This is a genomic window from Micromonospora lupini (genome assembly GCF_026342015.1).
GTDB lineage: Bacteria > Actinomycetota > Actinomycetes > Mycobacteriales > Micromonosporaceae > Micromonospora > Micromonospora lupini_B.
Window position 1 is genome coordinate 1024311 of sequence record NZ_JAPENL010000001.1, and the last position, 20529, is coordinate 1044839.

14 protein-coding genes are annotated in these 20529 nt (G+C 73.9%); 5 read left to right on the top strand and 9 right to left on the bottom strand.

The genetic code is table 11. The features are described 5' to 3' along the window. The first annotated feature begins 52 nt into the window (after nt 1–52). Nucleotides 53–1258, top strand: coding sequence for a low temperature requirement protein A (locus tag OOJ91_RS04775; RefSeq protein ID WP_266242910.1), 1206 nt, complete (start codon nt 53–55; stop codon nt 1256–1258). Here OOJ91_RS04775 and OOJ91_RS04780 read toward each other — a convergent pair. Next, on the bottom strand, nt 1207–2010 hold the full coding sequence (locus OOJ91_RS04780; RefSeq protein ID WP_323178410.1) for a maleate cis-trans isomerase family protein: 804 nt from the start codon (nt 2008–2010) through the stop codon (nt 1207–1209). The two genes, OOJ91_RS04775 and OOJ91_RS04780, sit on opposite strands and share 52 nt — an antisense overlap. Beyond that, on the bottom strand, nt 2007–2834 hold the full coding sequence (locus OOJ91_RS04785) for a hypothetical protein (RefSeq protein WP_266242911.1): 828 nt from the start codon (nt 2832–2834) through the stop codon (nt 2007–2009). Before OOJ91_RS04785 ends, OOJ91_RS04780 begins: the two co-directional genes overlap by 4 nt. A gap of 252 nt (nt 2835–3086) precedes the next feature. On the opposite strand from OOJ91_RS04785, the gene OOJ91_RS04790 reads away from it, so the two are divergent. Next, nucleotides 3087–3293 (top strand): hypothetical protein, encoded by a 207-nt coding sequence (locus OOJ91_RS04790; RefSeq protein WP_007460667.1) that lies wholly within the window; start codon nt 3087–3089, stop codon nt 3291–3293. 311 nt (nt 3294–3604) lie between these two features. Here OOJ91_RS04790 and OOJ91_RS04795 read toward each other — a convergent pair whose 3' ends face one another. From OOJ91_RS04795 to OOJ91_RS04815, 5 genes are all read right to left on the bottom strand, one after another. Further along, entirely contained in the window at nt 3605–5113 is a 1509-nt protein-coding gene (locus tag OOJ91_RS04795) for a hypothetical protein (RefSeq protein ID WP_266242932.1), read from the bottom strand. Nucleotides 5114–5280: 167 nt separating this feature from the next. Continuing rightward, nucleotides 5281–7374, bottom strand: coding sequence for an amino acid transporter (locus tag OOJ91_RS04800; RefSeq protein ID WP_266242935.1), 2094 nt, complete (start codon nt 7372–7374; stop codon nt 5281–5283). Nucleotides 7375–7461: 87 nt separating this feature from the next. Further along, nucleotides 7462–7863: a hypothetical protein gene (locus tag OOJ91_RS04805; protein ID WP_266242937.1), complete on the bottom strand. Its 402-nt coding sequence runs from the start codon at nt 7861–7863 to the stop codon at nt 7462–7464. A gap of 494 nt (nt 7864–8357) precedes the next feature. Then, nucleotides 8358–9128 carry a DUF5995 family protein gene (locus OOJ91_RS04810; RefSeq protein WP_266242939.1) on the bottom strand — a complete coding sequence of 257 codons (771 nt, stop codon included), beginning with the start codon at nt 9126–9128 and terminating at the stop codon, nt 8358–8360. A gap of 134 nt (nt 9129–9262) precedes the next feature. Beyond that, nucleotides 9263–12160 (bottom strand): helix-turn-helix transcriptional regulator, encoded by a 2898-nt coding sequence (locus tag OOJ91_RS04815; protein ID WP_266242941.1) that lies wholly within the window; start codon nt 12158–12160, stop codon nt 9263–9265. 192 nt (nt 12161–12352) lie between these two features. Here OOJ91_RS04815 and OOJ91_RS04820 point away from each other — a divergent pair, with 192 nt between their 5' ends. After that, entirely contained in the window at nt 12353–14704 is a 2352-nt protein-coding gene (locus OOJ91_RS04820; protein WP_266242943.1) for an AAA family ATPase, read from the top strand. A gap of 174 nt (nt 14705–14878) precedes the next feature. Here the strand turns inward: OOJ91_RS04820 and OOJ91_RS04825 are convergent, their stop codons facing one another. Then, nucleotides 14879–15697 carry a class I SAM-dependent methyltransferase gene (locus OOJ91_RS04825; protein WP_266242945.1) on the bottom strand — a complete coding sequence of 273 codons (819 nt, stop codon included), beginning with the start codon at nt 15695–15697 and terminating at the stop codon, nt 14879–14881. A 108-nt stretch (nt 15698–15805) separates the two neighbouring features. Here OOJ91_RS04825 and OOJ91_RS04830 point away from each other — a divergent pair, with 108 nt between their 5' ends. Further along, nucleotides 15806–19093 (top strand): ATP-binding protein, encoded by a 3288-nt coding sequence (locus OOJ91_RS04830; protein ID WP_266242947.1) that lies wholly within the window; start codon nt 15806–15808, stop codon nt 19091–19093. Between the two features lie 83 nt (nt 19094–19176). After that, nucleotides 19177–19866 carry a hemerythrin domain-containing protein gene (locus tag OOJ91_RS04835; RefSeq protein WP_266242949.1) on the top strand — a complete coding sequence of 230 codons (690 nt, stop codon included), beginning with the start codon at nt 19177–19179 and terminating at the stop codon, nt 19864–19866. A 63-nt stretch (nt 19867–19929) separates the two neighbouring features. On the opposite strand, the gene OOJ91_RS04840 is transcribed toward OOJ91_RS04835, so the two are convergent. Next, entirely contained in the window at nt 19930–20508 is a 579-nt protein-coding gene (locus OOJ91_RS04840) for a dienelactone hydrolase family protein (protein ID WP_266242952.1), read from the bottom strand. Between the last annotated feature and the right edge of the window lie 21 nt (nt 20509–20529).

Below are 20529 nucleotides of genomic sequence, written 5' to 3' on the forward strand. Positions count from 1 at the left end.
GTCGCGGTGGGCCGGACGGCCCGCCGAGTCCACCGGCACCGCAGGAGCAATCGTGCACCTCTCCGCGCCGGAGCCCGGGCACCGCACGTCCCGACCGCCGGTGCGCGACCCGGATTCGCCCCGCCGGGTGACGCTGCTCGAACTCTTCTTCGACCTGGTGTACGTGGTCGCGCTCGCCCTCATCTCGCGGGGCATGGTCGACCAGCTCGACTGGCATCGGGCCGCGCAGGCGCTGATCCTGCTGGCCGCCGTCTGGTGGACGTGGGCGATCACCACACTCGTCACCGACCTGTACGACCCGGAACGCACCGAGATCAAGCTGCTGATCAGCGCCGTGATGTTCGGCGCCCTGTTGATGACCACCGCGATCCCGGAGGCGTTCGGCTCACGGGGAATCGTCTTCGCCGCCGCGTACGTGGCCATCCACCTCGGGCGCGGACTGTTCCTGATGCCTGCCGTGCGCCGCGAACCGCAGACCCAGCGCAGGGCCGTCCGCATCTTCGTCTGGTTCGCCGTGTCGGCGATCCCCTGGATCATCGGCGCGTTCGTCAGCGGCGACGCCCGGTTGGCATGCTGGGCCATCGCCCTCACCATCGACTACGGCGGCTTCCGGCTCGCGTACCCGGTGCCCGGGTTGGGGGTGGTGCCCGAGCCGCAGCGCAACGTCACTGCCGAACACCTCTCCGAGCGGTACCAGCAGTTCTTCATCATCGCCCTCGGCGACGCCATCCTGACCATCGGCACCATGTTCAACCTGGCCCACTCCGAGGGGGAGAACATCGCCGCGTTCGCCGTGGCGTTCGCGACCACGCTGCTGCTCTGGCGGATCTACGTCCACAAGTCCGGCCAACTTCTGCCGACTGCCATCAAGATGTCCGGAGCGCCGGGCAAGTTCCTGTTCACCGCGCCGTACACCCACCTGTTGATGATCGCCGGGGTGGTGGTCACGGCCTCGGGGTTCGACCTGGTGCTGCACGAGCACGTAGGCCGTACGCCGCCGGCCTGGGTGGCGGTGATCCTCGGCGGCCCGGCGCTGTTCCTGGTCGGCCGGTCCTCGTTCGAGTACGAGGTGTTCAGCCGGGTGTCGCCGTCGCGGGCCGGCGGCCTCCTGGCGTTGCTGACGATCGCACCGGCGGCGATGTACCTGCCGCCGATCTTCGCCTCCCTCGGCGCCCTGCTGGTGTTGGTAGGCGTCGCGTACGCCGACTATCGCCGCAGTCGCGGCAAACCGCCGGAGGCCCCCGCTCCGCCGCACTGAACCCCCGTGCCGGCCAGCAGTCGACCCGCCTCCGGCACGAACGGCTCGACACCGAGCACCGTCAGCACCTGGTGCACGGTGGCGGTGGCGGCGGTGAGCACCGGACGGCCGAGGCGGGCCTCCACCAGCGGCACCGCGGCCAGCGACGGCAGCTGCACGCAGGCGGAGAGGACCACCGCGTCCACGTCTGTCACGTCCAGCCGGTCGGCAAGCTCCACAAGCCGCGCCGTCGGGATGCGGCCGACCGCGACGTTGTCCGGCTCGCCGAGGCTCACCGCCTCGGTGACCCGCACGCCGTACCCGGCGAGGTAGTCGACGACCGTCGCGGTCAACGGCGGCAGGTACGGCGCGATCAGCGCCACCCGGCGCGCGCCCAACGCCCGCAGTCCGGCCACCAGCGCGCCCGCGCTCGTCACCACCGGCATGGCGTGCCCGGCCCGCACGGCCGCCCGGCCCAACCGCCGCTCGGCGTGTTCGTGCGCGCCGGCGCCCTCGCACATCACCGCCACCAGGCAGGCGTACGCGAGCACGTCGCACCGGGCGTCGGCCAGCTCGGCCGCGCAGCGGACCGACGAGCGGTTCATCCGGGCCAGCTCGTCGGGAGTCACCTGGTGCAGCCGCACCCGGCTGGCGTGGGTGGTGAAACGGGTCGTCGGGTCGACTGCCTCCCGCCGACGCAACAGCGCCGGGATCTCGGTCTCCATCGTGGTGTTCGAGCTGGGCACCACCAGGCCGACCCGGTAGTGGCTCACACCAGCGCTCCCGCGTACCCCCGGACCTGCAACCGCCGCCCGGCGGTGTCGCCGAGGCGCACCTGGAGACCCAGCGGCGCGGCGGCCCGACGGACGTCGTCCAGGTGCAGCGAACCGTGCCGGTCCACGGTCAGCACCGGCGGCTCCTCCCACTCACCCTCCGGCGCGTGGAACGAGAGCAGGGTCACCGACGTGGTGAGGTAGCCGGGGTAGGCGGCGCGGGCGGCCGCCTCGTCCGGGTGGGCGAGCACCACCAGGTCGTCGAGGTGGGTGAAGTCGGCGACGAGCGCGCCGGCCTTCCAGTGCGCCGGCTCCTCGGCCGCCCCGGTGTGGTGTCGGGACCGGTTGGCCGACGTGATGTAGAGGTGATCGGTGCCGGTCTCCGCGAGCGCCCGCTCGAAGAACGCGTTGGACGGACAGGTCAGACCGGGGGCGATGACCTGGGTGGTACGCAGGCCCCTGTCGATCTGGGTGAGGTGCTCGGGCAGCCGGTCGGCGGCAGGCCCCCGGAATCCGAACGGCCCGGCGCCGTAGAGGGCGTCCATCAGCGCCCGCACCCGGCCGATCGGCAACCGGGGTGAGATCCGGGACCAGTCGAACATTCCCGGGATCCGCCCGACGGCGGTGGTGATGCTGCCGACCTGGTGGACCGGGCGGCCCTTGGCCAGGTTGACCCGGCGTACGGTCTCCGCGTCCGGCCGGGTGACGATGACGTAGAAGTTGGCGAACGCCGCCGCGACGACCGCGCCGCGGGCGAGCGCGCGGGCCGCGACCGCGACGTCCTCGGGGCGGTCGATGTACAGGGATGGGGTGGGGGCGTTCATGGGTCCTCCTCGGCGGGGCCGTGAGGCAGTTCTACGTCCGGTGGCCCGCGCGGCGGCCGGGTCGGTCGGCGATCCGATAGCCGACCGTCGGGACACGATGCGGGCGGCCGATGCCGGTGCGGTACCGACGGCGAACGGCATCGGCCGGACGGAGGATCCGGCGGGCGTCCCGCACGCTCACCGTTAGCCGCGCGACCCGATTGGGTACAACGCCTGCACCTCAGATCCACCACATACCTTCAGGAGGCAGCGATGCGCGGCACCTCGATACTCGGAGTCATCGTCGTGATCTGGCTGGTGATCGGCGCCATCGCCGGCGGCCAGCGGGGTTACTACAGCGGCGACGACACCAACTGCGCCGAGGCCGGCACGATCCTGGTCACGATCGTGGCCGGACCGCTGAACTACATCGGGGCCAACCCCAAGGTCGACTGCAAGCTGCCCGAGCCGTCCAAGTAGGACGAACACGGTCCACCGGCCCGCGCCCGACCCAGGGCGCGGGCCGTTCTGCTGCCCCGGTCACGGCCGTCACACCGCGCATGCCGTCCTAGGAGGCTGGTTCGGGCCCGTCGGGCCGCGTTGTCGATGCCCAGGCCGAGGCGGTTGATCCACTCGATATCGGTGACATGGGGTCGTCCGGGGTTCTGGATGCCCCCACTCCGGCGACCTGGAGTCGATCAGAACGAAGCACGCCCGCCCGGACGGATCGTCCGGGCGGGCGGCTGCGCTCAGGATGGATGCGCGTGGGAAGACGTGCGCGGATCGACGCCTCAGCGGAAGCAGTGCGCGATCGGCACCGTGCTGCCCTCGCAGTTGGTCGGCTCGTTCTCGACGACCACGCTCTCATCGTCGATCTTGACCTGGGCGTGCTCGGCGAAGATGCCGCCGGGCTTCACCGTGGCCGCGTTGTGGGCGACCTTGCTCGTGTAGAGCGCCACCGAGCCAGCGGTGGCGTAGATGCCGCCACCCTTGGACGTCGCGCCGACCGCCTCGTTGCCTGTCACGTCGCTGCCGCGTACGAGCAGGTTGGACTTCTCGGTGTAGATGCCCGCCCCGATGCCGTGCGTGGTGTTGCCGTCGACCACGCTGTCGTCGAGGGGCAGCAGGCCCTTGACTGTGGAGATGGCCCCGCCGTTGACGGTGGAGGTGTTGCCGCGGATGGTCATCCTGCGCATCACCAGCACCGCGTCGGAGTTGGCGGCGCCACCGCCGACCTGGGCGGTGTTGTTCAGCAACTCGGTGTCGTACACCTTGGTCCGGGCCGAGAAGCTGGCCAGTCCGCCGCCCTGCCCGGCGCTGTTCTCGGCGAGCGTGGAGGTGTCCACGTCCGCCGCGCCCCGGTAGTTGCCGAGCCCGCCGCCGTAGCCGTTGGCGCTGTTGTGGCGGAACTCCGAGCGCTTCAGCGTCAGCACGCCGCCGTTGAGCAGGCCCCCGCCCTTGCCCGCGGCGCCGGATGCGCTGTTGCCGACGAATGTGGAGTCGGTCACCACCATGTTGCCGTCGTTGAAGATCCCACCGCCGCCGCCCTCGGGCGAGAGCGAGGTGCTCTGGGTGACAGTGACCCGCTCCACCACTGCCGTCGCGCCGTGCACGACGTGCACGCTGCCGCCCTCGATCGCCGAACGGCCGTTGTGCAGCTCGAGGTCGCGCAGGGTCAGCTCGCCGCCGTCGCGGACGGTGAAGAAGCGGAACGGCGCGGCCTGGGCGTCGCGGGCGATTGTCGCGCCGGCGCCGTCGATGGTGATGGCCTGGTAGATCACCGGCAGGCCGGACGTGTCGTCGGCCGGGTCGTGCGGCGGGGCGTCGGCGTCGCCGGGGGTCTCCGCGGCGTCGGCCTGCTCCCGCGCGTCGCGGATCCCACCGTCGTACTGGTCGGTCTCGTGGAACGCCTCGGTGAGCGTGTACCGGCACCGGGGCGCGAGCCGCAGTTCCCCGCCGCCCTCCGCGTTGGCAGTCACCAGCGCCGCCACCAGCTTCGCGGCGTCGCACGGCACCTCGACCACGCCATGCTTGCCGGTGCCCGGCGCGTGCGGTCGGGCCCGCTCGGCGTCGTCGCCGTCCCGCTCCGGCGCGGACCTGTCGCCGCCCTGCCGGTCGTCGTCGCGGCCGGCCGCGGTGGTCAACCTGTCCAGGCCCGGGAGGGAGAGGTCACGGTCGGCCGCCGCGGCGGCGCCGGCCGCCCCCACCACCAGACTTCCGGCCAGGAGCCCGCCGGCTAAGAACCATCGGGACCGCCGTCGGGGTCGGGCCGGGCGTTCTCCTCCTCGGTACGTGGACATCAGGTGCCTGCCTTCCTGGGTACGTGACGTGACCGCGCCGATCGGGGCGTGGGGTGCTCGACGTGCCGCCGACCACCAAAGGTCACCATAAAACCGCAATACGGACAGGAAGGTGTGAACGTGAATAGTGCTGCCATTCATCTTTTACGACACCAGACGGTGCGGTCTCACCCGCCGACGTGGATGCCGGGCCGGCGCAGCGGGTCCGGCTCGGTACGACGAATGATCTCCCGCACCACAGGCGGGGTGTCCCCCCGGCCGAGGATCAGGTAGCGCAGCAGGTGCGCGATCGGGCTGCCCTCGGACCACTCGAAGTGCGCGTGCGGGCGTACCCCGGTGGCGTCGCGCAGCGCGAGCAGGATCGCGGCTATCGCGTTCGGCGCGGCGGGGCTGCTGGCCCGCAGCACCCGGAAGCCGGCCACCTCGACACCGTGCACCCGCAGCACCTGGCTGAACTCCGACGGATCCACCACGTCGATCTCCAGGAACAGCACGTCCGCGGCCCCGGGCACCGGGTTCATGCCCCGCTGCGCCCGCTCCTTGATCGTGTATTCCTTCACCGAGCCGCTCTGCCGCTTGTTCGCGATGAGGTGCAACTGCCCGTCGTGAGCCAGCGACTCGGCGACGAACCGGCGGGCCGGCTCGTCGAACTCGATCCGCTCGGCGCGCAGCTCAGTCGTCCGGGTGACCCGGGAGATCAGCGACACCACGATGATGCCGAGAATGAACAGCGCCGAGATGGTGATCCCGTCCGGCTGCTCGACGACGTTCTCCAACAGCGCGTACAGCAGCACCAGGGTCAGCACCGTGAAGCCGACGCCGGCGACGCGCTGGCGGCGCCGCACCGCGGCGATGGTCACCGCCACCGCCCCGGAGACCATCATCGCCAGGATGCCTGTCGCGTACGCCCCGGCCTGGGCGTTGACGTCGGCCCGGAAGGCGATCGTGATGGCGACGCTGACGACTGTGTAGACGATCACCACCGGGCGTACCGCGCGCGCCCACTCCGGGGCCATGCCGTACGAGGGCAGGTAACGGGGCACGATGTTGATCAGCCCGGCCATTGCCGACGCGCCGGCGAACCAGAGGATGAACACACTGCTCACGTCGTAGACGGTGCCGAACACCTCGCCGAGATAGGTGTGCGCCAGGAAGGCCAACGCCCGACCGTTCGCGGGACCACCCGGGCGGAACTCGGCGGCGGGAATGAGCGCGGTGGTCACGAAGGTCGTCGAGATCAGGTACACCGACATGATCAACGCGGCGGTGGTGAGCAGCCGGCGGGTGTTGCGGATCCGGGCGGCCAGCCGGGCCTCCCGGTCCGGCCCGTCGGCCGACACCAGCGGCATCATGCTGACGCCCGTCTCGAAGCCGGACAGCCCCAGCACCAGCAGCGGGAACGCCAGCACGGCGGTGAGCAGGACGTGACCCGCCCCGCCGCCCGCGGTCACCGCTGTGGTCCAGTCCGACACGATGGCGGGGTCCTCGACGATCCGGGCGACCGCGACCACCACGATCACCGCGTTGAGGACGAGGAAGACCGCCACCAGCGGAATGGCCACCACCACGGCCTCACGGAAGCCGAGCAGGAACACGCCGCCGAGGACGAGCAGCAGCGCCACGGTGACCACCACCGGCACCGCCGGGCCGTGCAGGGCGTCGGGCAGGTACGGGTTCTCCAGCAGGTGCACGGTGGCGTCGGCCGAGGACAGGGTGATCGTGATGATCCACGAGGTGGCCACGAACCCGAGCAGCACGAGCACGAAGATCTTGCCCCGCCAGAACGGCAACAGCCGTTCCAGCATCGCCACCGAGCCCTGCCCGTGCGGACTCTCCTGAGCCACCCGGCGATACATGGGCAGCATGCCGAACAGGGTCAGCGCGACGATCAGCAGAGTCGCCAGCGGGGACAGCGCGCCGGCGGCCACAGCCGCGATGCCCGGCAGGTACGAGAGGGTCGAGAAGTAGTCCACGCCGGTCAGGCACATCACCTGCCACCAGGCGTGCCTGCGGTTCTGCCCCTCGCCCGCCTCCGGGCCCGGCGGCTGCACCTGGTGCTGGAAGAGCCACCGGCGCAGCGGACTGGCCGGGGGCGCCGACCGGGCCGGGCTGGCGACCCGCTCGGGCACCACGACGCCCTGCCTGCCCCCTGAGTGCGGGCGGGCCGGGTCGCGGGCGGCGCGCAGGGCCGGGTCCGGCCCTGTCGGCGTGTGGCGTCGTCCGCTCCAGCGTCGCGGTTTCGCCCGGTGCTCGTCAGCCATCGCCCGTCCCACCCTCGCAGGTCCTGATCCGACGGTAGGTGGTCGCCGGCGCTGCGACAGGCGGAACCGGGCACGCGGATGGCCTGCTCAGGACAGGTCCGGTCCGGCGAGCAGCCGAGCCAGGGCCGGCGGGTCGGCGACGGTGACAGTGGCCGCGGGATGCCGGGGCCAGCCGCCGGGCGCCAGGGCCGGCACCGGCACGCCGAAGCGCAGACAGACACCGCCCGCCGTGCTGCTGCCGAAGCTCACGCCGCCGTCGACCAGCGACAGGTGGGGGCCGATCACCCGCCACCAGCGGTACGGGCCGGCCGCCTCGGCGCCGATCACGTTGTCCCGACCGGTGCGCAGCCGCCACGGCCCGTACCGGATCAGGAGGTCCTGGTCGGTGACGGCGACCCAGGCCGTCGCCGGGCGGACGCCCAGCAGCGCCAGCGCCGGACGGAACGCCGGGTCGAAGCGGAACGGGAACCGGGCCGGAGCGGTGGTCATCGCGCACCGGGACGGGCGGCGGGTCGCGGCACCGGGCCACCCGGCCGCAGCGGGCCGGGCCGCGCGGGGCGGGGTCGGGCGGCGGGCCGGCGCCGGGCCAGGACGGTCATGGCGCGGGCGTACCCCGTACGGGCCGACCGACACCCCCGGCCGGCGACCCGTCGACGGCCGGGCGCCACGCCGGCGGCCCGGACCCCCGCCACCGTGCGGTGACCCGCCCCAACGCGTGGCCACCGCGCCGGCCGGCGGTCCGTCCCGTCACCGCCGGCCGGCGCAGCGAGCCCGGCCCGCACCGGCTCCCCCGCCGCCGGCCGGCACCCCCCGGGCCGGCCGACGACGGCAGACGGTCGACACCCCCCGAGCCGACCGGCTGACTCCCCGTCGCCGCCCGGAGAACACCGGTCGACGAGCGGGTGGGTGGAGCTGGTGGGGCGAACGCGCCCCCGCGCTCCGCCGCCCCCACACGGGCGGAGCGCGGGGACCCCCCGTCCCGGCTACTGCAGGAACGCCCCGAGGGGCGAGAGCAGCAACCGGCCGAGCGCGGCGGCGTTGTCGTCCAACCGCGTGCGCTCACACTCGCGGGCGTCCGGATCGTGCCGGCACCGCCAGATCTTCTGCGCGTTGCGCCAGGCGACATCGCGTGTGTACTCGACCAGTTCCCCCTGGTACCAGTCGTCGATGTCGCCGTTGAGCATGTCGATGAGCAGCTGCCACCGCTCCAGATAGCCTCGGCGCAGGCCGGGGATCTTGTCCGCGAAGATGTTGTTGATCTCGAGGTAGTCGTGGTGCTGGTCGGTGCCGTCGACAGGCTCCGACTCCAGATGGTCGAACGTCGTCACCAACGCGAACGGCAGGTCGAAGTTGATGTGCGCGTTCACACCGGCCGCCGCCGACGGCAACGGTCGGGCGTCCGGCCCACGCATCCGCGAGAACAGACACGACCACGCCTTCGGCGTGCCCGGGCTGGAGTCGGTCCACAACCGCAGGGCGTCGAAGTAGCGGGCCGCGAACTCGACGTCCAGCCGGGAGAGGAACGCCGGGTCGACGAAACGGTCGTCGTACAGGCCGTCCAGCACGCTGCTGGTGATCGTCAGGTAGAGCCTGTTGAAGTCGGCGAGCGGGCAGCTCGCCTCCAGCGGCGGCAGCCGCACCAGCATGTCCTGGAGCTTGGTGAGGTGATCGACCACCGCCGGCACGTCCGCCGGGTGATCGGCGAGCAGGTCGACGATGTCCCGGTGCACGGGCCCCCAGACGGGTTCGGTCATCTCTCCTCCATAGTGGTCGTGACGCCCCCGGGACGCCGTCGACGGGGCTCAGCCTCTCAGCCGAGGCCCGCCGTCGGGATCAGTAGAACGACGTATCCCGGCGCACACACACGCCGGGATACGTACCCGCGCCGTCAGCCGCGGGAGTTGCGCAGCATGATCGCGCTGGCCTGGACGCGGGTGCGGACCTGGAGTTTGTCGAAGATGTGCGACACGTGCACACCGATGGTCCGCTCGCTGATGAACAGCCGCTGCCCGATCTCCCGGTTGGTCAGCCCCTCCGCGACGAGCGCCAGCACCTCGCGCTCCCGGACGGTGAGAGCCGCCAACTCGTCGTCGACCGGCTCGGCCGACGCGGCGGGGCGCGCGCCGTCGGCGGCGTGCTCCTCCAGCGACACCCGAGCCCGCCCCGCCAACTCCCGGATCTCCGAGGTCAACGGCACCGCGCCCAACCCCTGCGCCACCCGGTACGCCTCCCGCAGCAGCTTGCCCGCGGTGGCCACCCGACTGCGTCGGGCCAGCAAAGCCTCGGCCTGCCGCAGCCGGGAGTACGCCGCCGGATAGGGGTGGTTACGGCGGTCCCACTCGGCGACCGAGGTCGCCCACAGTTCCGGGTCGCTGCCATCGAGGCGGCTCACCTCGGCGGCACACAGCGCCAGGAAGCCCTCCACCACCGACCGCACCGGTCGGGCCGCTCCGGCGCTCTTGCGGGCCATCCGATCGGCGACGTCGCGCAGCCGGCGTACGGCCGTCGGGTCCACGTCCACGGTGCGGCTGGCGTGCGCCTCCGCCTCGGCGCGCAGCCCGTGCCAGACCAGGGCGGACAGGATCATCACGTCGTCGGAGCGGCTCTCGGTGAGGCCGCGCTGGACCGCCAGCCGCGCCACGTCGTGCCTGCCCTCCCACATCGCCAACCCGGAGCGCAGGGTGAGCAGCGGAATGACGTGGCGTGCCCCACCGCCGGCGAGCAGGGTCGCCACCGCGTCGAGGTCCCGACCGGCGGCCTCGATGTCGCCGTAGCCCACCGAGAGCCGGCAGCGGGCCAGCAGCAGCTCGACAGCGTCCGCCCCGGACGGTCGGTGTCGCAGCGCCGCCGCGACCACCTTCTCCGCCTCGGCCCACTGCCCCACCCGGAACAGCCCGTTGATGGCGATGGCCAGCAGCCGGGTGCCCCAGGTGCGGCCCAGCCCCAGCTCGGCCACCCGCTCGGCGCCCCGCCGGGCCACCACCACGCCCTCTTCGAGGATGTTCAGCGGCCCGGTCAGCAGCTCCGCCAGGTGCAGGTAGGCGCAGGCGACGTCCTCGGGCTGGCCGGCGCGCTCGGCGGTGTCGAGGGCGTCGCGCATGACCGCCAGACCGGCGTCCGGGTCCTCCAGAAAGGCGTCGCTGAAGCCCAGCGCCGAGCTGGCCAGCACGACCTCGGTAGCGGAACCCTCCACGTCCGCGGCCAGCGCCAGCGCCTCCCGCGCCCGCTCGCCGGCGTCGGCGTAGCGGCCCAGGTGCAGCAGCAGCTCGGCCAGCCGCGCGGCGGCGGCGGCCCGATCCCGCGGCGAGCAGTCAGCGGTCTCCAGCGCCCGCTCGTACTCCTCCTCGGCAAGCGCCGACCGCCCCGCGGCGGCCAGATACCGTGCCCGGCGGATGTGCAGCGCGCAGGTCGGCGCACCGCCGCGCACCGCGGCCAGCTCCTCCAGCAGCGCCAACGCGCGGGCGTGCTCCCCGCAGTGGTGAGCCGCCTCCGCCGCGTTGCCGAGCAGCTCGATCCGGTCGCCCTCGAGCGAACCGGAGTCGCCGGCCAGGTGCAGGGCCGCCGTCCAGTGGCGGTGCGCCTCGGCGTAACCGTGCAGCCGCTCGGCCTCCTGCGCGGCGGCCACCGCCGCCGGCAACGCCCGCGCCGGCTCACCGGCCAACCGCCAGTGATGCGCCAGCCGGGCCTGGTGCAGTTCGCCCGGCGCCGCGGTCAGCGCCTCGGCGTAGCGGCGGTGCAGCCCGGAGCGCTCGGCCGGCAGCAGCTCGTGCGCCAGCACCTCGGCGACCAGGCGGTGCCGCAGCCGGTAGCCGTCGTCGTCGCCGACCAGCAGCCGGTGCGCGACCGCGGCACGCGCGGCGTCGATCAGCTCGTCCTCCGGCAGCCGCAACACCTCGGCCAACAGCCAGTGCTGCACGGGCTCGACGCCCGCCGCCACGGCGTGCACCACGGCGTGCGCGTGCTGCGGCAACGCGTCGACCCGGTCGAGGAAGATCTCCCGCAGCGTCTCGGACAGCCCGTCCCGCCCGTCGCGCAGGTCGCGGGCCAACTCCTCGATGACGAACGGGTTGCCGCCGCTGCGCTGCCACACCTGCTCGGCCGCGTCGGCCGGGAGCGCCCGGCCGACCACCGCGGCGGCGAGCTGCTCGGTGCCGGCGCGGTCCAGCGGGGACAGGTCGAGCACGCGGACCGTCCGCAGCCGGCGCAGCTCGGTGAGCACCCGACGCAGCGGATGCGCGCCCTGCAACGACTCGGCCCGCACCGCGGCCAGCACCGAGAGCTGGAGGTCACCGAGCCCGGCCAGCAGATAGAGCAGGAGCTGCCGGGTGCTGCGGTCGACCCACTGGAGGTCGTCCAGGATCAGCACCAGCGGTCGCCCCTCGGCGATCAGGTGCAGGCCCCTGGAGACGCGTTCCAGCAGGGCGCCCGCGCCGTCCGGGCTGCCCGTCTCGTCCGCGAACATCTGCAACAGCCCGCGCACCGCCGAGGAGGTGCGCGCCTGCGCGGCGGACAGGTCCGCGTCGAAACGCCGCAGCGCCTGCAGCAACGGGTGCAGCGGCGAGGCGTCGCCGATGTCCAGGCAACTGCCGGTCAGCACCAATGCGCCCTGGTCGCGCAATCGGGCACCGATCTCACCGAGGAGGCGCGTCTTGCCCACACCGCTCTCACCGGTCAGGAAGACGGCGGCCGTCTGCCCCTGTGCCACGTCACCGAGCAGCGCCGACCGAACCGTCTGCACCAGCTCGGCCCGGCCCACGAGCGGTGCGGTGTCCACATCGCTGGCCATGGGACGCAGCCTAATCACACGCCCCCGTACCGTTCTACGGCCATCTGCCGCTTGTGGTACTCCTCGCGTCGACATTGCGACTAATGGTTGCGAGTGGCCGACATACGTCGTTCTGCCGATCCCCCGTCAGCCCAGGAGTGCCAATCTCCGAGGGTCGTCAGCCATCAGCGGGGGAAGGACCGGTGCGTACCCATGATCACTAGCGTCGCCGACACGCAGCGGGCCGACCGCCCACACTGGCCGGTGCCCGAGGAGCGACGGACCGTCACCGTGCTGTTCGCCGACATCGTCGGCTCCACCGCACTTGTCGACCGGCTCGACCCGGAGGACGTCCGCGCGTTGCAACGGGCGTACTTCGACACGGTCGCCGACGTGCTGCGCCGCTGGCACGGCGTGGTCGAGAAGTACGTCGGCGACGCGGTGATGGCGCTGTTCGGCGCGCGGCACTCCGACGGCTTCGACGCGTACCGGGCGGTGCGGGCAGGGCTGGAGATCCAGGCCGCGCTGGATCGCCGGCCGATCCTCGGCGACATCACCCTGCGGGTCCGCGTCGGGGTCGCCACCGGTGAGGCGGTGGTGGACCTGGGCGGCGCGGTCAGCGGCGGCCACGGCGTGGCCAGCGGCGCGGTGATCACCACCGCGGCCCGGCTGCAGGAGTACGCCGCACCCGGCGCCGTCGCGCTCTGCGCCACCACCGCGCGGGCCACCGCCGGCCTCATCGTGCAGCGTCAACTGGCGCCGGTGCCGGTCGCCGGCCGGGTGCCGCCGATGGCCGTGTGGCACGCCGCCGGCCTTGCCCGACCGGGCGCCGACCGGCACGACGGCCCGCTGATCGGACGTCGCCGCGAACTGGCCGGCATCACCGACCAGGTGACCCGGGCGCTGCGCGAGCGTGACCCGCGCTGGTTGTCCCTGGTCGGCCCGAGCGGCAGCGGCCGCAGCCGCCTGCTGCACGAGCTGGCCCGCGCGCTGCGCACGGTGGACGGGATACCTGTGCGCTGGTGCCTGGTGGGCTGCCCGCCGTACCCCGACCAGGTGCTCGCGCCGGTCGCCGACCTGGTCCGTGGCGTCGCAGGCATCCGCCGCGGCGACGGCCCGGCGACGGTCCGCGACCGCCTGACCGACGCCCTGACACCGCTGTACCCGCCGGGCCGGAGCGCGGCGGCGGTGGCGGCGCTGCACGCGCTGTTGACCACCCCGGACGGTTCGGCCGAGGCGCTGGCCGCCGCGGCGATCTGCCGGGACGCGCTGCTGCGCCTGGCCGCCCACCGACCGCTCGTCGTGGCCGTCGACGACGTGGACCGTGCCGCGCCCGCCGTGAGCCAGTTCCTGCACGCGCTGTTCACCGCGGCGGCGGCGCGGAAGCTGCCGCTGGCGGTGCTCACCGTGCACCAGCCGCAGTGGGCCGACAGCCGCCCCGGGCCGGCCCGCCGGGTGCCTGTCCGTCCCCTGGCCACGGTGCAGTCCGGGCGGCTGCTGCGCCACCTCCTGACCCGCGCCGGGCAGACGGTGACCCTGATCGATCGGCTGCTGCCGCTGGTGGGCGGCCGACCCGGGCACGCCGCCGCCTACGTGGCGTCGATAGCGGCGGGCGCGGACCCGACGGCACTCCCCGACTCGGTCCGTCGCCACACCAACGCCGAGCTGGACCGGCTCGACGGCGAGCGGCGGGCGGTCCTGATGGCCGCCGGCACCCTCCCCGGCACCCTCGCCAGCGTGCTCTCCGACGCGGCCATCGACCGGGCGCTCGGGTGGACGCCGGGGCGGTCCGCTCCGCTGCTGCGCGCCCTCGTCGCCGCCGGGCTGCTGCGCCAGGACCACGCCCGCGGGTACGCGTTCGTCGCACCGGCGCTGCGCCAGGTCGCCGCCGAGAGGCTCCCGCGCGCGATGCGCGCCGTGTTCGTCCGGCGGGCGGCCGCGTCCCCGACCGGCGTCGCCCACCCCGCCGCCGACCGACGCACCCTGGTTCGGGGCAACGCCGGCCCGTCCACCGTCCGCGCTGCCGCCGACCGCGCGGCCGCCAACCGTGCCGCCACTGTTCACGATGGCGCCGTAGCGGTCGCCGCCGTAGCGATCGGTGCCACAGCCGTCGGCGCCGATGCGATCAGTGCCGTAGCCGTCGGCGCCGGTGCGATCAGTGCCGTCGCGGTCGGCACCGGCGCGGTCGGCGCCGGTGGTGGCTTGTCGGCGGGACACGCCGAGGTCGTCCGCCTCGACACGGTTCGCACCCGGGCCGGCGGCCTCGACACCCGCTTCGCGGCGCCGCCCTCCGGCTCCACCGGCCCGGCCTGGCGACAGCGACGCGTCCGCACTCCCACGATGGCCACCCCACCAGCCGCGCCGACGCGCCCGATCGACAGTCCACCCGTCCCGCGCCGACTCCAAGCGGTCGCGCCGACCGGCGACGTCCCGTCGACCGCGACGAGCGATCGGCCGCCTACGGTCGTCGACCGGTCGCTGCCGTCGATCCGCCCGAGCGGCGCGCGTGTCGTTCCCCGTCCACCGTCGGCACGCCAGCCGGACGGCCTGGCCGTCTCGGCCTGACGCTGAGGGCGCGGGCCGGGCAGGCACGGTGGTGCCGGCGGGCGCTACGGCAGGGCCGCCGAGGCGTCGGCCGCGACGGTGACGACCGGGCCGAGCAGGCCAGCAGCGCGCGGCGGGCTCGGCATCGACGACGGCCGCGCCGGGCGGGCTCGGTGGAGCCCGGCCCCCGGCCCGCTACGGCACGGCCGCCGAGGCCAGCAGCGCGGCGGTGGGTAGTGCGAGCAGGCCGTCCGCGCCACGGTAGGCGGCGGTCAGCTCGTCGTACGAAGCACGAATGCGGGCGATCACCGCCGGCGGCTGGGTCTCCATCAGCAGGCCGGGTCTGCTGATGCCGTTCGCCGGGCCGCTCCACCATGCCTCGGGGTCGGTCCGATGCACCCAGGTGATCGTCTCGCACCGCACGTCGTCGAGGCCGGCGGCGTCGAGCAGGCCGGCCAGCCCGTCGGCGGTACGGGGGAAGTCCCGGTCCGTGTCCACGGCCGGCACGGTGGTGGGAGGATCGACCCCGGCGGCGTCGAAGACCTCGCCCCAGAGACGCTGCGCCCGCGGCGGCGGGTGCGGCCACGTCGTCACGGCGATGCGACCGGTGGACCGCACCACCCGTCGGAGTTCGGTGATCGCGGCCGCCGGATCTCCCACATGGTTGATCACGAAGTTCGCCACGGCCGCGTCGAACCGCCCGGAGTCGAACGGGAGCTGGGGCAGGGTCGCGAGGCGAACCTCGTCGGCGGACGGGACCCGGCTGCGCGCCAGGTCGACCATGCTGGGCTCCGCGTCGACGGCCACCACACGGGCGCCGCGCGCGCACGCCAGTCCGGCGACAGTCCCGGAACCGGTGCCGACGTCGAGCAGGCGGGTTCCGGCGTCGACGGCGGCGGCGTCCAACAGCGCTGCGGCGGGATGGGCGCACAGCAGCGCGAAGCTGCGGTCGTACGCGGTCGCCCGCCCGGCCCAGCGCGACCGCTCGTGGTCATCGAAGGCCGTGGTGGTCATCGCCGCACCCCCGCGAGGATCATGATGGTGACGCCACGATATCGCCACGCCAGGGGTTCGGCGGGAGAGGGAAGCCGCCCGGCGCGGGTGACTAGGATTGGCGCAGTCATGTTGCTACGGGTGCTCGGGCCGCTCGAGGTCGAGGTCGACACGGGCGGACCTGTCGACCTCGGCGGCCCCCGCCAACGCGCCGTGCTCGCGCTGCTGCTGGCGGCGCGCGGCGAGGTCGTCTCCGTCGGCCGGATGATCGAGGAACTGTGGCGGGGTGACGCGCCGCCCCGGGCGATCGTCTCCCTTCAGGCGTACGTCTCGCACCTGCGCCGTGTGGTCGAGCCGGCCCGCGAGCGCCGCGCGCCGGCGCGGGTCCTGGTCACCGTGCCGCCCGGGTACGCGCTCAGGGTGCCCTCCGACGCCCTGGACGCCAGTCGGTTCGAGGCGCTGCTGGCCGAGGCCCGCTCGGTGAGCATCGCCGACCCGGAGCGCGCACGCCCGCTGCTACGCGCCGCGCTCGACCTGTGGCGCGGTCCCGCGTACGCCGAGTTCGCCGCCGAGCCGTGGGCGCAGTCGGAGGTGATGCGGCTGGAGGAGTTGCGTCTCGTCGCCCGGGTGCTGCTGCTCGACGTGACCGTGCGCTGCGGCGACGCGGCCGAGGCGGTGCCCGAGGCGGAGCTGCTGACCCGGCAGGCGCCGCTGCGGGAGGAGACCTGGCGGCTGCTGGCGTTGGCGTTGTGGCGTACCGGTCGGCAGGGCGACGCGCTCGCCGCGCTGCGCAGGGCACGGGCGACCCTGGCGGACCAGCTCGGCCTGGACCCGGGCCCGGCGTTGGTCGAGGTGGAGTCCGCGATCCTGGGCCAGCGCCTCGACCTGCTCCCACCGGTGGCCGCGACGGCGCGCGTCGATGCCGAGCGACAGGCGCCGGAGCGGGTGTTCGTGGGGCGGGAGGCCGAGCTGGCGACTCTTCGGCGGGCAGCCGCCGAGGCGGAGGTGAGCGGGCCGCGCGTCGCGCTGCTCAGCGGGGAGGCCGGCGCCGGCAAGACCAGTCTGCTCTCCCGGTTCCGGGAGGAGCTGGACGCGCGCGGCTGGCTGGTCACCCTCGGCCGCTGCCCGGAGGTGGAGGGCGCCCCGCCGGCCTGGGCGTGGGTCGAGGCCCTGCGGCAGCTCGCCGCGCAGGCGCCGCCTGGTGATCTCGCGCCGGCGCTCGCCCCGCTGCTCGCCGAGGCCGCCGGCGAGGCGGGCGGCGACGTCACCGCCGGCCGGTTCCGGCTGCACCGCGCCGTCGCCGCCTGGTTGGACGCCGCGGCGGTCGGCAGACCCGTCGCCGTCGTCCTCGACGACCTGCACGCCGCGGACGCGGAGACGCTGCTGCTGTTGCAGAGCGTGACCGAGGCGACCGCCGGCGCCGTGCTGTTCGTCGCGGCGCTGCGGCCCGCCGACAATCCCGAACGGCTCGCCGACACCATGGCCGTCCTGGCCCGCCGGTCCCCCCACCGGATCCAGCTGGGCGGCCTGACGACGTCCGAGGTCGAACGGCTGCTCGGCGCGCTGGCCCGGACCACAGTCGACCCGCAGACGGTCACCGCGCTCACCGAACGCACCGGCGGCAACCCGTTCTACGTCCGGGAGTCGGCGCGGCTGCTCGCCGCCGAGGGCACCCTCGTCGCCACCTCCGAGGTGCCCGAGGGCGTACGCGACGTGCTGCGTCGACGACTCTCCCGTCTGCCGTCGACGGCTGTCTCGGTGCTGCGTCTCACCGCGACCGCCGGACGGGAGGCGGACGTGCGGACACTCGTCGACGCCGCCGGCACCGACGAGGGCGCCGTCCTGCACGCGCTGGAAGCCGGGTTGAGCGCCGGCCTGCTCACCGAACCGGCGCCGGGGCGGGTGCGGTTCGTGCACGGCCTGGTCTGCGACACCATCTACACCGATCTGCCGCAGCTACGCCGCACCGGCCTGCACGCCCGCATCGCCGCCGCCACCCGCCGGCTGAGCCCCGACGACTACCCGGCCCTGGCCCACCACTACGCCCGCGCCGCGTCGGCCGACACCGCGCCGCTCGCCGTCGACTACGCCGTCCGCGCCGCGGAGCTGGCGGAGCGGCGGTACGCGTACGACGCCGCGATCGAGCTGCTCGGCAACGCCGTCGAAGCCGCCGAGACGGTCGGCGGGGACCGCGACGCGCTGCGGGTCGACCTGCTGGGCCGGCTGCTGCGCGCCCAGGCGCGGGCCGGCGCGGTGGCCGCCGCCCAGCAGACCCGGACCCGGGCCGTCGACATCGCCGTCGCGTCGAACCGGGACGAGCTGCTGGTGGCGGCGTTCACCGCGTGGACCGTCCCCAGCCCGTGGCTGCGACACGAGTACGGCGCGGTGGACCACCGGGTCGTCGAGCTGCTCACCCGGCTGCTGCGCGCGGACGACCTCGATCCGGTGACCCGCTGTCGGCTGCTCGACGCGCTCGCCACCGAGCTGGACGGCGAGGCGGACCCCCTCGGTGCGGCGGCCGGGCGGGAGGCGCTGACGATCTCCCGGGGGCTCGACGATCCCGAGTTGCGCGCGCTCGGGCTGGCGGCCCGGCTCCGCACCATGAGCTACGAGTCGGAGGCGCCGCAGCGCCGGGAGCTGGCGCTGGAGCTGCGTGACCTCGCCGACGAGCACGGGCTGGTGAGCTACCAGTGGGTCGCCGAGCAGGTGCTCGGTCACGCCGCCGCCGCGCTCAACGAGCCGGCGGAGCTGCGGGCCAGTGTCACCCGGCAGGGGCGGCTGGCCCAGACGTACCAGCTGAACGAGGCCCAGGTGCTCCACCTGTGCTCACTCGCCGCGCTCGCGCACATCGCCGGCGACTTCGACGCCGCGCGGCGGCACTACGACGAGGTGGCCGCGCAGATGCGGCGACAGGGCTCGCTGCACGCCGAGGCCTTTCACTACTTCGCCGTGGGGACGCTGCTGATCAGCCAGGGGCGCTTCGGCGAGCACGTGGAGGCGACCCGACGGGTACGCCGGCTGTTGGGCCCGATCGTGGACGACCTGCTGGCGTTGGCACTGATCAGAAACGGACGGGCGGACGAGGCGCGGACGCTGCCGTTCGGCCGGCACACCTACCGCCCGGACTACTTCGAGTCGGCGCTGCTGAGCGTGCGCGCGATGGTCATCGTGGCGCTGGGTCGCCGGGACCTGGCCCAGCCCGTGATCGACGCGTTGCTCCCGGTTCGTGACCAACTGGCCGGTTTCTCCACCACGGCTGCCGTGGTGCGGCCGGTCGCGCTGACGCTCGGGGAGCTGTTCCGCCTGGTCGGCCAGCCCGAGGAGGCGGCGCGGCACTTCCGACTGGCGGCAAGCGTGGCCTGCCGGTGGGAGTCGCCGCACTGGCTGGCCGAGGCCACGGCGGCGCTTGCCGACTGAGCGACACTCCGGTTCCAAGCCGCTTCCAAGTGCCGACACACATGATCGACGTGTTGACCCACTAGACCCTTGGAAAGGTCACCGTGAACCAGAACCACCAGGAAGCAATGGCCGACGTCCGCGACATGTACATGGTGCACATCCTGTTCCGTCGTGAGTTCGGTCTGCTTCCGCAGCTCGTCCGGGGCGTACGTCCGGGTGACGTGAAGCGCGCGGAGGTCGTCGGCGCCCACGCCGCGCTCATGTGCCAGCAACTGCACCTGCACCACGAGGGCGAGGACATCTTCCTGTGGCCGCTGCTCGCCGAGCGCGGTGGGGCCGAGGCGGCCGCCGTCGTGCCGACGATGCAGGCACAGCACCACGCCATCGAGCAGGCGTACGAGGCAGTGGTCGCCCTGCTGCCCGACTGGCGTCGGACCGCACGCGACGGCGCCGAGGTGGCCGACGCGCTGGAGCGTCTCCGCGCCGCGGCGACCGAGCACATGGCCATGGAGGAGGCCGAGATCCTGCCGCTGGCGCAGAGGTACGTCACCGCTGCGGAGTGGGCGAAGCTCGGTGAGCACGGGTTGCGCGACACCCCGAAGAAGCATCTGCCGCTGACCTTCGGCATGGCGATGTACGAGGGCGACCCCGAGGTGATCAAGGCGGTGCTCGCGCACGCCCCGCTGCCGGCGCGGCTGCTCATGCCGGTCCTGGCGCCCCGGCTGTACGCGACGCACGCCAAGCGCGTCCACGGCACCGCCACTCCCCCGCGCATCGGCGCCACCCGCTGAGGTGGAGAGATCGTGGACAGTTTCCGTTCACGCTTGACGGAAACTGTCCACGATCTCGGAGATCTACCGCGCCGTCGGGTCGGTGGCGAGGAAGGTGAGCACACGCGCCCAGGCCGCCTCGGCGGCGTCCGGAGCGTACTCGGCGAGGTCCGGGTCGGTGAACAGGTGCCCGACGCCTGGATAGCGGAACACCGTCAGGTCGACGCCCGCGTCGGTCATCGCCGCGTGCCAGTCGTCCACCTCCTCCGGCGCGTCGTACGGGTCGGGGTCGGCGACATGCAGGTGCACCGGCAGGCCGACCCGGGCCGTGTCCGGCGCTCCCCCGGTGCCGTGCAGCAGGAGCAGGCCGGCGGCGTCGGGGCGCTCGGCGAGCAGCGCCCCGGCGACGCCCGCGCCCATCGAGAAACCGGCGAGGACCGTCTGCGGCGGCAGGTCGCGCAGCGCCGCCCGGGCCCGGTCGAGCACCACGTCGTGGCCGATCTTGTCGAGCAGCGCGAAGCCCTCCTCGACGGTGTCGGCGGCCGGAACCCCGTACAGATCGGGGGCGGTGACCCGGTGCCCGGCGGCGCGCAACCGGTCGGCGGCGGCACGAACGGCGGGCCGCAGCCCGTACACGGAGTGGAACAGCACGACGTGTCGCATCAGGCCATCCTGCCGCAGCCG

Excerpts from the sequence above, each read along its gene's own strand:
- OOJ91_RS04840 (WP_266242952.1), bottom strand. The coding sequence starts at position 20,508 with ATGCGACACGTCGTGCTGTTCCACTCCGTGTACGGGCTGCGGCCCGCC.
- OOJ91_RS04810 (WP_266242939.1), bottom strand. The coding sequence starts at position 9,128 with ATGACCGAACCCGTCTGGGGGCCCGTGCACCGGGACATCGTCGACCTG.
- OOJ91_RS04825 (WP_266242945.1), bottom strand. The coding sequence starts at position 15,697 with ATGACCACCACGGCCTTCGATGACCACGAGCGGTCGCGCTGGGCCGGG.
- OOJ91_RS04830 (WP_266242947.1), top strand. The coding sequence starts at position 15,806 with ATGTTGCTACGGGTGCTCGGGCCGCTCGAGGTCGAGGTCGACACGGGC.
- OOJ91_RS04800 (WP_266242935.1), bottom strand. The coding sequence starts at position 7,374 with ATGGCTGACGAGCACCGGGCGAAACCGCGACGCTGGAGCGGACGACGC.
- OOJ91_RS04795 (WP_266242932.1), bottom strand. The coding sequence starts at position 5,113 with ATGTCCACGTACCGAGGAGGAGAACGCCCGGCCCGACCCCGACGGCGG.
- OOJ91_RS04820 (WP_266242943.1), top strand. The coding sequence starts at position 12,353 with ATGATCACTAGCGTCGCCGACACGCAGCGGGCCGACCGCCCACACTGG.
- OOJ91_RS04790 (WP_007460667.1), top strand. The coding sequence starts at position 3,087 with ATGCGCGGCACCTCGATACTCGGAGTCATCGTCGTGATCTGGCTGGTG.
- OOJ91_RS04815 (WP_266242941.1), bottom strand. The coding sequence starts at position 12,160 with ATGGCCAGCGATGTGGACACCGCACCGCTCGTGGGCCGGGCCGAGCTG.
- OOJ91_RS04805 (WP_266242937.1), bottom strand. The coding sequence starts at position 7,863 with ATGACCACCGCTCCGGCCCGGTTCCCGTTCCGCTTCGACCCGGCGTTC.
- OOJ91_RS04785 (WP_266242911.1), bottom strand. The coding sequence starts at position 2,834 with ATGAACGCCCCCACCCCATCCCTGTACATCGACCGCCCCGAGGACGTC.